Origin of the sequence: Streptomyces sp. NPDC005574 (assembly GCF_040605435.1) — a bacterium.
In the GTDB taxonomy this organism is placed as follows: Bacteria; Actinomycetota; Actinomycetes; order Streptomycetales; family Streptomycetaceae; genus Streptomyces.
This window is the reverse complement of record NZ_JBEXCW010000149.1, coordinates 1-12,134: the sequence shown is the minus strand read 5'-3', so window position 1 is coordinate 12,134 and position 12,134 is coordinate 1. Positions and strand designations below refer to the sequence as shown.

13 protein-coding genes and 2 pseudogenes are annotated in these 12,134 nt (G+C 71.5%); 8 read left to right on the top strand and 7 right to left on the bottom strand.

The window, feature by feature from the left end:
* Positions 1–101: pseudogene (locus ABZT03_RS40745) on the bottom strand (DNA-directed RNA polymerase subunit alpha); the annotation flags it as partial.
* Between the two features lie 343 nt (positions 102–444).
* On the opposite strand from ABZT03_RS40745, the gene ABZT03_RS40740 reads away from it, so the two are divergent.
* The 3 genes from ABZT03_RS40740 to ABZT03_RS40730 all read left to right on the top strand — a co-directional run bounded on the left by ABZT03_RS40740 (position 445) and on the right by ABZT03_RS40730 (position 1,941).
* A complete protein-coding gene (locus tag ABZT03_RS40740; RefSeq protein WP_356048796.1) occupies positions 445–855 on the top strand; it encodes a Rid family hydrolase in 411 nt (136 codons plus the stop codon).
* A 196-nt stretch (positions 856–1,051) separates the two neighbouring features.
* Positions 1,052–1,531 (top strand): Type 1 glutamine amidotransferase-like domain-containing protein, encoded by a 480-nt coding sequence (locus tag ABZT03_RS40735; RefSeq protein ID WP_356048794.1) that lies wholly within the window; start codon positions 1,052–1,054, stop codon positions 1,529–1,531.
* Positions 1,532–1,716: 185 nt separating this feature from the next.
* Complete coding sequence (locus ABZT03_RS40730; RefSeq protein WP_356048792.1) at positions 1,717–1,941, top strand: hypothetical protein; 225 nt, start codon at positions 1,717–1,719, stop codon at positions 1,939–1,941.
* A 574-nt stretch (positions 1,942–2,515) separates the two neighbouring features.
* On the opposite strand, the gene ABZT03_RS40725 is transcribed toward ABZT03_RS40730, so the two are convergent.
* A complete protein-coding gene (locus tag ABZT03_RS40725) occupies positions 2,516–3,073 on the bottom strand; it encodes an XRE family transcriptional regulator (protein ID WP_356048791.1) in 558 nt (185 codons plus the stop codon).
* A 4-nt stretch (positions 3,074–3,077) separates the two neighbouring features.
* Entirely contained in the window at positions 3,078–5,201 is a 2,124-nt protein-coding gene (locus tag ABZT03_RS40720; protein ID WP_356048789.1) for a helix-turn-helix domain-containing protein, read from the bottom strand.
* 122 nt (positions 5,202–5,323) lie between these two features.
* Between ABZT03_RS40720 and ABZT03_RS40715 the strand changes: the two genes are divergently transcribed.
* Both ABZT03_RS40715 and ABZT03_RS40710 read left to right on the top strand, forming a co-directional pair.
* Positions 5,324–5,644 (top strand): GntR family transcriptional regulator, encoded by a 321-nt coding sequence (locus ABZT03_RS40715; protein ID WP_356048788.1) that lies wholly within the window; start codon positions 5,324–5,326, stop codon positions 5,642–5,644.
* 50 nt (positions 5,645–5,694) lie between these two features.
* Positions 5,695–6,621 carry a DUF1648 domain-containing protein gene (locus tag ABZT03_RS40710; RefSeq protein WP_356048800.1) on the top strand — a complete coding sequence of 309 codons (927 nt, stop codon included), beginning with the start codon at positions 5,695–5,697 and terminating at the stop codon, positions 6,619–6,621.
* A 552-nt stretch (positions 6,622–7,173) separates the two neighbouring features.
* On the opposite strand, the gene ABZT03_RS40705 is transcribed toward ABZT03_RS40710, so the two are convergent.
* Entirely contained in the window at positions 7,174–7,584 is a 411-nt protein-coding gene (locus ABZT03_RS40705) for a carboxymuconolactone decarboxylase family protein (protein WP_356048787.1), read from the bottom strand.
* The gene (locus ABZT03_RS40700) at positions 7,581–8,246 is read right to left on the bottom strand and encodes a class II aldolase/adducin family protein (RefSeq protein WP_356048785.1); all 666 of its coding nucleotides are present in this window, start codon (positions 8,244–8,246) and stop codon (positions 7,581–7,583) included. The genes ABZT03_RS40705 and ABZT03_RS40700 overlap by 4 nt, the downstream gene beginning before the upstream one ends.
* 139 nt (positions 8,247–8,385) lie before the next feature.
* On the opposite strand from ABZT03_RS40700, the gene ABZT03_RS40695 reads away from it, so the two are divergent.
* The 3 genes and pseudogenes from ABZT03_RS40695 to ABZT03_RS40685 all read left to right on the top strand — a co-directional run bounded on the left by ABZT03_RS40695 (position 8,386) and on the right by ABZT03_RS40685 (position 10,131).
* Entirely contained in the window at positions 8,386–8,775 is a 390-nt protein-coding gene (locus tag ABZT03_RS40695) for a MerR family transcriptional regulator (RefSeq protein ID WP_356048798.1), read from the top strand.
* A gap of 142 nt (positions 8,776–8,917) precedes the next feature.
* Positions 8,918–9,156, top strand: a pseudogene (locus ABZT03_RS40690) (hypothetical protein); the annotation flags it as partial.
* 342 nt (positions 9,157–9,498) lie between these two features.
* A complete protein-coding gene (locus tag ABZT03_RS40685) occupies positions 9,499–10,131 on the top strand; it encodes a phosphotransferase (protein WP_356048783.1) in 633 nt (210 codons plus the stop codon).
* 613 nt (positions 10,132–10,744) lie between these two features.
* Here ABZT03_RS40685 and ABZT03_RS40680 read toward each other — a convergent pair.
* A complete protein-coding gene (locus ABZT03_RS40680) occupies positions 10,745–11,617 on the bottom strand; it encodes a hypothetical protein (protein WP_356048781.1) in 873 nt (290 codons plus the stop codon).
* Positions 11,618–11,930: 313 nt separating this feature from the next.
* A partial coding sequence (locus ABZT03_RS40675; RefSeq protein WP_356048779.1) for a hypothetical protein occupies positions 11,931–12,134 on the bottom strand: 204 nt, incomplete at its 5' end.

Genomic DNA, 12,134 nt, shown 5'->3' with positions numbered 1-12,134 from the left:
AGGGTGTAGCCGAAGCCCGGCTCCAGCGGCTCGATCACGAACCGGGAGCGGAACTCGTCGACGACCTCTTCGGTCAGAGACGGACGCTGAGCGATGAGCACGAGGTGTTGCCTCCAGTGGTTCGGCGCCCGCTATGTGACGCCGTGGACACCATGAAGGGTACGTGCGATGGGGGCGGTGGAGCTGTTGCAGGGGCCGCACCGCCTAACCCAACCTGGTGAGGGGGTATCGGCCGCAGGGCCGCGTGCGTCTGCGGGCCCGCCGGCCGGGCCGGCGGGAAACGCATTTCCCACGCTGCGAGCCCGGTCGGCGCCGCCCGCCGAACGCCGCCGGCAAGCACTACACGGAGAAACCGCTTGTTCTTTGCCCTCGCGTCGCGTCGGACGGTCGCGCGGTGGGGCAAATTGCGGTGCGTGTCGATGGCAGACTGGTCAGACTCGCGGCATGACAGCGAAGATCAGCCGCATTAACCCCAGTCAGTTGCATGAGACGCCTGGCTACCACCACATCACCGTGGTGGAGACCGGCCGAACGGCTTACCTGGCGGGGCAGTGTCCCCTCGACCAGGGCGGGTCTCTCGTCGGCGCGGGCTCCCTCGACGTGCAAGTCGATCAGGTTGTCGTGAACGCACTCGCTGCCCTTGCGGCGGTGAATGCTCAGCCGGAGCACGTGGTGCGTTCGGTGATCTACGTGCGGAGCGATGACAGGGAGGACCTGGGCCGCGCCTGGCACCGGCTTACCGCTTCCGCCCTCGGGCCGGCCTTCACGTCGGCCAGCACACTCCTGGGTGTTGCGCAGTTGGGCTTCGCAGGGCAGCTGGTCGAGGTGGACCTCACCGTCGCGCTGCCCGACTGAGCGGCCTCACGCCTCGAACAGCGTCTCGAACTGCTTCGCCCACATGGTCAAGTGCCGGACACCAAGGCGGCCTCCGTCTGATCATGTGCTCCGACCAAGGTGCACGTGACCACGACGAAGGCCGTGCGGGTGAGTCTGCTGCCTGAAGCCGCTGTGAGTGAGGTGTTCGCAGCGGACGATCTCCCCATCCCATCCCATGACGGGACTGGGGTGGACGTCGGTGGGCGTGCTGGAGCTCACCGCGCTGCCCAGCATCGACGAAGCGCACTGGGTCTCCTGGGTCCGGGAGACCGACGTGCTGCTGGTCAACGGCGGTGACGCGCTCTACCTGAGCCACTGGATGCGGGAGTCCGGGCTGGCTGACCTCCTGCCGTCCCTGCACGACACGGTCTACGTGGGACTGAGCGCCGGGAGCATGGTGATGACCCCCCGCATCGGAGAGTCCTTCGTGGGCTGGAATCCGCCCGCCGGCGGCGACAGCACGCTGGGCGTGGTGGATTTTTCGATCTTCCCGCACCTGGATCACCCGGCTTGTCCGGAGAACACCATGGCGGAGGTGGAGAGATGGGCGGCCGGGATCGGGGGGCCGGCGTATGCGATCGACGAGCAGACCGCCATCAAGGTGGTCGACGGCGCCGTCGAAGTGATCTCCGAGGGGCACTGGAAGCTGTTTTAGTACTTCCGCCAGACGGCTGCTGTCACCGCCGATTCGCTCACGCGCACCGACTGAGCGCCGGAGTTGGCCCCTGAGCGTTGGTCCGGGGGAGCGCTGGACAGATGGCCTGTCGACGGCAGCGCTGCCGTCGAGTGACGGCGCGTGCACCCGGTCGTGTAGCGGTCAACGCCGGGTATCCGCAGGGCATGTATCTCTCGAAACCGTTGAAGGTGCTTTTACTCGGCGTCGCCGTCTACGCGCTGCTCGTGCTGATGTTCCGCTACGGCCGCGGCGGCATGTCATGGGACCACTCCCTCCTGGTCGCCCTCGTCGCAGCGCCGGTGGCGATGTTGTGGGGGTGGGTCCGGGACCACTGGAACGATCAGGCTCGAGAGGCCGGCGCGAGGTGGCGACGCAAGAGGCAGAACTGACCCGCAAGCGGCAGACCCGACTGCCTGCCCCTGCGGCAGCGGCTTGCAGGACTCGAAGGGGGCCCGGACGCCGTAACGGCGTCCGGGGGCAGCAACGCGCTGACCGGCGCGCGGCATCGGGCCGGCCGTGGGGACACCGGCGGCGTCATGTTCTGCCCTCGGCCGGTGGAGCGGGGTGGCTGCGCTGTGGCCGGGGTAGGGTCCGTCGCCACGCTGGCGGGCATCGGCGGCGAACGCCGGCGACGATGTCAGGTCCGGGACGGTCATCCCATTCCGCGGTGATCGCAGCGATCTCCGGGGCGGAGGACGTCGCCCAAAGAGGGGCGGGGCGGCCGGATTCGAACCGACGTCCTCCGAGATGATGTCGCGGCGCACTACCTCTGTGCTACGACCCCGCCTTGCTGATGATCATAATCCCAACCGTGCTGAGGGGACAGGGGCGAGGCTCGCCACCCTGCCGACGCTCCGGAACGCTGCTCGTGTCCTGGGTGACATCAAGTGTGCCGATGTGACACCTGCCGTGCCGAGGCAGGCAGGCAGGCAGGCGGGTGCCGGGCCTGCGGTCGGCGTCAGGCTAGTAGTCGAGGTCGAGGTAGTCGATGTCGTTGAGGGTGACGTCGGAGAGTCCGGTGGCGCGGCCTCCGCCGTCCTGGAAGTAGATCTCTTTGAGTCCCTCGGCGATGATCGCGCGCATCGCCTGGTCGCCGGCTCCGGTGTTGCGGGCGTCGAAGAGGCGTTGTGCGTAGGCCGGGGGAAGGTGGACGGTGAGGCGGCGGAAGCGTCCGTCGTCGGTGGTGCCGATGGGCGCGGTGTAGCCGAACCGGGCCCTGGTCTCCACCGTGATCCCGCCAGAGGTCGCGGCCTGCTTCTGCCGGCGTTTGCGTACCTGCGGCTGCCACCGCTGCCGCACCGCGTCCTCGATTCTCGCGGCGACGTCGGGGCGGGCGTGTTTGCGGGCGCCGCGCCGGTAGCGGTTGACGGAGTCGGCGGTGACCCCGATCTCCCGTGCGACGGCGCGGGCGCTGCCCAACTGCCGGATCAGGTAACCGATCCGGCCCTTGAGTGTCTTGGGCGGCTGGCGGGTGAAGGCTTCCCGGTCGGCGCGTTCGATGGCGTCCTCGATGTCCCCCACAGCCCTATTCTCCTTCGTCGAGGACGGCGTCGCCGCCCTTGATGTGCCGGGCCGGGTTGAGGCCCTTCTCCATCAGGTCGACGGTCCACAGCATCGACTGGACGCCCTCCAGCTTGGCCAGACCGGGGGTGGGTCCGAGGCGGAATCCGCCGGGCTGCGGCTTGCCGGAGGCGGCGTAGGGCAGGAAGTCGAGCGGGCTGGCGCCGGGGGAGGGGTAGACGACGCAGTCGGACAGGACGGCGAGCGGATACAGGCCGGTCATCTTCACCATGTTGGTGAGCTTGCGGTGCATGTTGACCCGCGCCTTGCTGATGACGGCGGCGCGGATGTCGGGGCGCCAGGTCGGCCGCTGGAGGGACGGCCACCGCTCACCCTCCTTGTAGCGCCTGCCCTGAGGGCGCTCGCGCAGTTTCCCGATGCCGCCCTTGACGGTGGCCTTGATCGCGGCGAGGACGGCCGCCATCGCGGGGTCGACGTCCTTGTGCCGCTCCATCGCCGCGAGGAACGCGCGGTCGTCCAGGTCTTTGGTGACGCCGAGGTCGGCGAGGGTGTCGACGTAGGCGGCCTTGAGGCGGTCGTGCCACGGGTCCAGGTAGGCGCCGGTCTCGCGGCGCAGGTACCCCTCCAACGGCTGGACGTTGTAGCCGAGTTCCTGGGCGTAGGCGACGGTGTGCGTCTGGTACCAGGCCGGTCCCGTCGGCCGGATGCCGTCCGGGGTGAACGGTGAGGGCAGGCGCGGGTCCACCTCGATGTGGGACAGGTCCACCAGCCAGGAACCGGGGATCTTCGGGTTGAACGTCGGGGCGTGGAAGTGGTCGGGGGCGGACAGGCCGACGACCAGGCGGGCCGCGGCGGCGAGGAAGGCGGTGTTGAGGTCCAGGCCGACCGCGCAGGGCAGCGTGCACTCCTCATCGGTGAGCAGGTCGACGTCCCGCACCCACTGGTACGCCTCCTCGTTCAGGAACCCGCCACTCCAGCCGGAGTCCACGACGACGGGGTGCTCGGGGGTGGCTTCCGGCGGCGCCGGGTCCATCGGCTCGCCCCCCAGCGAGCCGGGGTTGTGGCCGGTCACCCAGTTGCCGGTCGTGGGGTCCTGCACGGCGCGGGTGGGCGGGCGCAGCGCGGTCATCAGCTCCAGCCCGGAGACGGCCGTCGATCCGCGCGGGGTGATGACGCGGGTCGCGTACACGCCGAGGACGCGGGCGACGTCGGCCGGCTCCAGCTCCGTGACCCCGGGCCAGGCCCGCTCATCGAGCGCGTCCCACGACAGCATCGCCAGCTGCACGCACTGCCGTTCGCGGCCCTGGGCCTTGCGGTAGATCCGCGCCCACGGGCCGAACCCGCGCTGGGTGAGCCGCCACTTCGCCCGCGCCACCTGCTTGACCACCGGATGATCCTCCGGCAGCCGCAGCGAACGGCGCTGCTCGTGGCCCTCCAGGCGCTCCGGCAGTCCGAGCTTCACGGCGGCCGCGGCGGTGAGCACGATCAGTGGGTCGGAGTCCTTGCCATTGCGGTGCAGGCGCGGCGCACCGAGCCCGGACTCGCGCAATGTCCACTCCACCAGCTCCACCACGGTGGTCGCCGGGCAGTCCAGCACGATGCCGCCGGTGCCGTAGGCGGCGCCGTCACCGTCCAGCACGGCGAGCGGCCCGTGCGGGAAGCGCGGATCGACGGCGGGCTGCGCCGCTCTCCTCGCAGCCGGCCGGCGCGACGTCACGCCGGGCCGGACGCCGGGACGCGCCGGTGCCGCAGCCGGAACGGCGGGAGGCTGCGGGGCGTCTGCCGTCCCCACCCCGGCTGCGGCGGCGGGTTCGGCGGACACCACCGGCACCGACGCGGCAGCCGTCCCGACATCCGTCCCGACATCGCGGGAGCCGTGAGCGGGATACTTCGCCGCCCACCCGTTCAGCAGCCGCTGGTAGGCATCCAGGCGCGGCGACTTCGGCTCGCTGCGGCCGTTCTCCCAGTTCTTCACCGACTGGGTCGTGGTCTTCAACGCGGTGGCGAGCCGAGCCTGCGTGATGCCGGCGGCCTCCCGCAGCCGGGCACGCTCCGCCGGAGGCGGCAGATGCGGCTCCTCCTTCAACAGGGCGTCGACGGACGCGAACAGTTCTTCCTCAGATGCCATGCCCTGCACCTCTACTCAGGAGGGAATCGAACTTAACCACAAACTTACCCTATTGATTAACCCTTTGCGGGGCTAGGGCCGCCTCCTCCCATCATTCGGTTGGTGCTATCTTCACTAGCACCATGCTGTTGAGACTGGACACCGCGGACAGCCGCCCCCTGCACGAGCAGGTGGCCGGCGTGATCCGACGCGCCATCGCCGAGGGGGAGTGGGGGCCGGGAGACCGTCTTCCCCCGGCCCGGGACCTTTCCCAGGCCCTTGATGTGAACGTCAACACCGTGCTGCGGGGCCTGCGGGCGCTGCGCGACGAAGGGGTGCTGGAGTTCCGGCGGGGCCGGGGCGTGACGGTGGCCGCCGGAGCGGACCAGCGCTCCGTGACCGACGCGGCGCACCTCGGCTACGGCAGGAACGACCTCATCGACATGATCAGGGGGATCTCGTGACCGGCCGGGCACGCAAGAGGGGAGCGGGGTGGGGCGCCGCCGGCTGGGGCATGGGTGTCCTGGCCCTGCTGGTGGCGCTGCCGCTGGCGGCGAGCGGCCGGCTCCCGGACCGGCTGGCGACCCACTGGAGCGCCGGCTCGGGCAGGCCCGACGGTTCGATGCCGCTCTGGGCCGCAGCACTCTTCCCGGCGATGATCTGGGCTGTCTGGGCAGTCGGCGTGGTATGGACGCTGCGCGGGACGGCGGCCGGTGGCGCGGCGCCCGGGTGGTCGGCTGCGGGCCTCGGGTTCGCTGGTGTGACGCTGCTCGGTGGGCAGGCGTCGATCGTGCGGGCGAATCTGGACCGCGCGGACTGGCATGAGGCGGCGTCGGTGACGAGCGGGGTCGTGGGCACGCTCGTCGTGGCGGCCGCGGTGGGCGCGGCCGGTCTGCTGGCCGCACGCCGGGTGCCGGCCGAGCCCGGGCCGGCACCCGGCGGCCCGACCCTGGACATTCCCGCCGGGCAGCGGGTGGTGTGGCTCGCCCGCACGTCGAACCCCTGGCTCCAGACGCTCGCCGCCCTGACCGGGCTCCTCGCGGTCACTGCCTTCGCGTCGGTGCTCGCGGGCCTGACGGACCTTCCGTTCCTGCTGGCGGCCGCGCCCTTCGCCCTCGTCGCCGTTCTGGTCCTGGGCTGCTCCTCGGTGCGGGCGCTGGTCAGCGAGCGGGGTCTGGAGGTCGCCTTCGGTCCTCTCGGCTGGCCCGCACGGCACTGGGCCCCCGAGGAAATCGAGTCGGCCCGCGTCGACAGTCGCACACCCGCCCAGGTCGGCGGCTGGGGCTACCGGCTGAGCGGACTGGGAACCACCGTGATGCTGCGCCGCGGCGAATGCCTGGTCATCCACCCCACAAAAGGCAGGGAATTCGCAGTGAGCGTCGACGACGCCGAACGCGGAGCCGCCCTTCTGAACTCCTTGAGTTCCAGGCACACAAGGTGAAAAACAGGGTCCTGGCCGGTGATTCCCCCGCACCGGGCCCGGAGCCGCTGCATGCCGGAGGGCACGCTTCGCGGCCTTGCGACGGGAGTGGCCGGGCTTGATGCGGACCAGGGCGCTGCGGTGTGAGGGCGCAGCGACCGGGGCGCCGGATACGTCGGGGGCCTGCGGTGCGTGCCTGCCCGGCGGCCGTCCGTCCGTCAGGCAAGGGCCGGCGCCACGGTGGTGCAGCCGGTGACGTCGTCGCGGGCGCCCGCCTGGCTCCACCGAAGGGGGCTGTGGTCGCCGCGGGAGCAGCCATGGACGGAGGGGTCGAGGCGGCTTTCCGCCCGACGGCGTTCCCTCGAGCTGATGGTCGCTTCTTCCCGCCAACAGCTGGTTTCTCGGCGACGTCTGCAGTGCGTTGTCGTCCGCTGGTAGTGCCTCGCTCGGCCTCGATCTCACGCTCCCGCTCGGCCATGCGGTCCCAACTACCGGCTCGGGATCGAGGACGAACACGCTGGCGTCGACGGCACCCGGGACCCGCGCCGACCGGCCGCGCCGGCACGAGGGATGTCAGAGGGCGGTGGTCGCCAGGAGGTCGATGACGATCTCCGTTCCCAAGGCGTACGCCGGGACGCCCGAGGTGATGAGGGCGGTCTCGGCGACCCCGATGAGGTCGGCGACGGTGGCGCCCGCGTGGAGCGCGCCCTGGGCGTGAATCCCGGCGGGGTGTTCCCGGCCCAGGGACAGGAGTTGCCCGTAGTGGACGAGCTGCTGCACGCGAGCGCCCAGCGGATTGTCGGTCAGCACGATGTGCCGCAGCGCCGCGAGTGCCTCTTCGGTGGGGAGCCGGCCGAAGTCCCGCGCCAGGCGCAGCCGGTCCTGCACGCCGCCCGGAACGCCTCCAAGGGTGGAGTGGTAGCGGGCGCGCACGGCCTCGGTGCGCCGGGCGAAGACGTCATCGGTCGCCGGGTCGTCGGTCATGACGCGACCCGGGCGATCGAGGCGCGTACGGCGGCCAGGGCACCCTCGGGGAAATCGACGGCCCCACCGATGGCCGCCGCAGCGATCTCTGCCTCGGCGCTCTCCTCGATGGCCACCACCAGGTGGGCGGTCGCCGCCGGGTCCGGGCCGAAGACGATCAGTCCGTGGTTGGCCAGCAGGGCCGCCGAGGTCGTGGGGCGCCGCTCCAGGACGTCGACGATGCCCCGGACGGATACGTCGGACCCGCGCGGCCCCCACGGCACCACCGGGACCTCCTCGGGCTGTCCGAAGCGCAGCATCGGCTCGGTCCGGCACGGCAGCGGCCGGTGCGCGACGGCGAAGGCGGTCGCGGAGGGCGAGTGGGTGTGGATGACGGCGCCCACGTGCGGGCGGCCGCGGTAGACGGTGCTGTGCATGGCGATGATCTCGGCGCTGACCGACCGTAGCTCCCCTTCCAGGACCCGCCCGTCGAGGCTGACGGCCGCAAGGTCGCCGGGGCGGAGCTCGTGAACGAATCCCGGCGTCAGCAGGAAGCTCTCGGCGTCGAGCCGGGCGCTGAGATTGGCATGCCCCGAGTGGGACATCACCCCCGCCGTGAAGAGCGACTCCACCGCCGCGACCAGCTCGTGCGCCCGCTCGTTCGCCGCCTGTGTGGTTGCCATCCGGCACCTCCGAAGTCCGTTGCCGGCGGCTCTCGTTCGCCGCCGTGCTCGCACGTCCCACTCTTCAACTTAAACTCAGGTTCAAGTCAAGCGGCCGACGGCCGGACCGAGCGGGAACGGCAGGAGCGGCTACGTGCGCATGACCATCGGACAGCTCGCGGGGATCACCGGAGTACCGGCGTCGGCCATCCGGTTCTGGGAACGCCACGGCCTGTTGCCCGCCCCCGAGCGCCAGAGTGGGCAGCGGCGCTACCCGCCGGAGGCCGCGCAGCGGATCGTGATGCTGCGCAAGTGCCAGCAGGCGGGGCTGACCCTGGCGGAGATCGGCGAGTTCCAGGAGGACCAACCGCGCAGGCAGGCGATGATTCGCGCCAAGATCGCCGAGGTCGAGCAGCGGATGATCGACCTCGACCACGCCCACCAGCTCCTGGTCCACGCCCTGCAGTGCGGTGAGGAGGACATCGTCGGCTGCACCAAGTTCCGCGAGCAGATGGCCGCTTGGGAGACGTCCGCCCCGACCTCGCCGTAGTCCCGGCCCACGAGACCTGCGCCCCCACCACCTTGCAGGGTCGGGCCCTTCCCCTGCGCCCCACCGGTCGGCGTACGCCACCACCAGCGCCGGCCCCGCCCCGGGCTGCCCGGCTCGGGCAGCCGGTCACCGCGCGTATCGGCCCGAGCCCGATGAGCCCTTGGGGTGGCAGCCGGCCTGCAAGCGGCTCCAGAAGCCGAAGTCGAAGCGGCGAAGAAGCAGGAGCTGCGCAAGCAGCGATGGCGGCTCCAGGACGCGGGACGGCGCCGGTTCGCTGCCGGGCAGTCGCGCCGGCCCCGCTCCCGGCACAACCGGATCGGCAACCCGGCCGCGCGCCACGATGCCCGCACCCTGTCCCGGGTGCGGCACTCCGACGTCTGACTGTGGTGACGATGCCGGGCATCGTGCACCGAGTGGAACCCGCGATGTTCTGCATCCAGTGGCGATGAGCCTCCGCCAACCTGAAGCCGCAGTTCAAAGGGCTGGTGCGCTCGTCTCGGGGAGTGCTCGCGCTGGTCGTGGCGGCGACTGTCTGCAGAGTAGATCATCTGGCGGAGTTGTCCCGGGGACGGATCAAGCGTCAGGGCAGGTCAATGGCAGTTGGAGCTGACGATCGGGCAGAGTGGACGGATGCCTGAGTCGCCCTTGCCCGGAGGTTTCGTCACTGCGGTCGTTCGTGTCGGGGACACGGTGCGCCGTCCAGCCTCGGCTCGCACGAGGTCCGTGGGTGATCTGCTGAGGCTGTTTGAAGCCCGTGGCTGGAGTGGTGCTCCGCGATATTTCGGCGTGGACGACGAGGGCCGTGACGTTCTCAGCTACCTCGAGGGGCATGTGGCATGGGAGCCGCAACAGCCTGCCGCCGTCTTGTCCGATGAGGGTTTGGTGACGGTCGCCCGGCTCGTGCGTGAGTTCCACGACCTGACGGCCGGTACCCCGCTGGCCGGCGACCAGGAGGTCGTGTGCCACAACGACCTGTCGCCGAAGAACACGGTCTATCGGCTGTGCGGGGGCGAGCTTCGGCCGGCGGCATTCATCGACTGGGACCTTGCTGCGCCGGGCGCGCGGATCCACGACATCGCTCATGTCTGCTGGCAGTACCTCGATCTGGGCCCTGCGGTCACGGAGGTCGAGGAGGTAGCCCGGCGCATGAGGCTGATCGTCGACGGCTACGAGTTGTCGGACCGGCGCTGTCTCGTGTCCACGATCTTGTGGTGGCAGGACCGGTGCTGGCGGGGTATCGAGTCCCAGGCTGATGCGGGTGACGTCGCCATGGCCCGGCTCCGTGATGCAGGGGCGGTGAGGCAAGTTCAGACGGCCTATCAGTGGGTTTCCGATCAACGGGATGCATTGGTATGACGAAGCCTCCAGGCCCGATACCGTCCTGCCTTGGCGGTCGTCTTCGATGCCGATGATGCCGCCGCCTTCACCCACAGCGCGCTGGTCGCGCACCACCCTCTAGCCGGCAGGGTCGCCCGCCACCCGGTCCGGGAACGACCGGTGATACGACTCTCGCGCACGATCTGCTGGCCGCGCTGGGCAAGCCGCCACAGCTCACCGGCCGTTTCCCCGCGGGCCGCCAGCCGTCTGGGAGGCGGCGACCGCCTGGATCCAGGCCCTGCCGGTCACCCGCCTGACGGTCCTGCGGGCCCACCGCCTCATCGACCGCCGCCTCCAGCGCCTCCTGGTCCTGTGGCGACAGACCGGCATCCATCTTCACCCTCGTCGTCCACCGCCCCCGACTGACCGCCGCGCTCGGCCGCGCTCTCGCCTCCATCCCTCACACCCGCACCGCCATTCTGGCCGCAGCCCGCGCCCTCTACTTCGACGGGCGCCCATCCGCGGCCGGTGCCGCGGCATCCGCTGCCTCTGGGCCGGTTCGGTGGCTCACGCTGCCATCCCTGGACCGGCTCGTCTCCTACGACAGTCCGGGCCCGTGTAGGAGCCCTTATTGCACGCCACGGACGACGGTTCAGGAACCGTAGGTGATGGACACCTGCGCCGATCCGGTGGCGGGGCCGGAAGTGCCGCCCGCCGGGACGAGGTTCGACCCGCCACCGCCGCCGCCGGGCCCGGCGGCGCCGTCGGCGTTGATCAGGAAGCAGCCGCCGCCCCCGCCGCCGCCGTACCAGCCGCCGCCACCACCGCCCCCGCCGAATCCGCCACCGCCCGTGCCGCCGGTACCGGGCGTGCCGTCGGTGCCGGCCCTGGAGCCCTCGGGGCAGGCGGCTCCGCCCTTGCCGCCGAGGGTCTGGGTTCCGCCGCCACCCCCGCCGCCGCTGTCCGGTCGCTCGCCGCCGGGCTTCCCGGTGTCGCCCGCGTCTCCGCCGGTGGCCTCGCGGACGGAGTATCCGGTGAAGCTGGAGCCGCCTCCGCCGCCCCCGCCGCCGGCGGCGACGATGAGACGGGGGCCGGTGCCGGGAACGCCGGTCAGGGCACAGCTCGCGCGCGCCGAGCTGCAGGTGCGGACGTCACTGGCACCGCCGCCGCTGCCGCCGGGGCGCTGACCGGTGACGGCTCCGCCGCCCGTGTCGACGTTGACGTAGTAGGTGGTGTGGGGCACCACGGTGAGGGTGGCGGTGACCGTGGCGCCGATCCCGCCCGCTCCGCCCTCGATGGCGGACCGTCCCGGCTCGCCGGTGGCGGTGACGGTCAGCCGGGTGACACCGGCCGGGACGACGAACCGCTGGTTGGCGCCGGCGGTGAAGGTCTTGGTCACGGGCGCCGCTGAGGCGGGCGCCGCGGGCACCACCAGGGCCGCCGGCAGCGCCGCGGCGGCGAGCAGGAGCGCGGCCCGTCGGGCCGCGCGCCGAGGGCGTTCGGATCGCTGTGGGGTCAAAGTCACGATGGGGACTCCTGGACAGGGCCGTGGCACCCACTCCCCAGGGGCGCGCGCGGACGTAGGTCGATGGTCCGGCCCCTGCGCGGGACCGTCCGCCGCGGGGACCGTCCGGGCCGCGGCGGTCAGGCGTCACGCTCTCCCTCAGTCTCCCCGTTTCCCGGTCCGCCTGCCTCCCGGCATCCCGGCGTCCCGGAGTCCAGGATCCCGCAAGGACGGAGTGAGGACGCCCCGGGACGAGGACGCCCCGGGACGAGGACGCCCCGGGACGAGGACGCCCCGGGACGAGGACGCCCCGGGACACCCCTCCCTGCGTTGATCAAGTCCTCGGCTTGGCGCCCATCCCTTGTTCTTCGCAGGGAATCCCGGCCTTCAGGCCGGGCGGGAATGCGATCCTTGGCCCGGAGGCGCGAAGCGCCGGAGTTCTCTGCGTCTGCGGGGTGACGGTCAGGTCGGCCGCTTCTGGTTGTCGATGTAGTCGTTGACGATGCTCAGGGGTGCGCCGCCGCAGGATCCTGCGAAG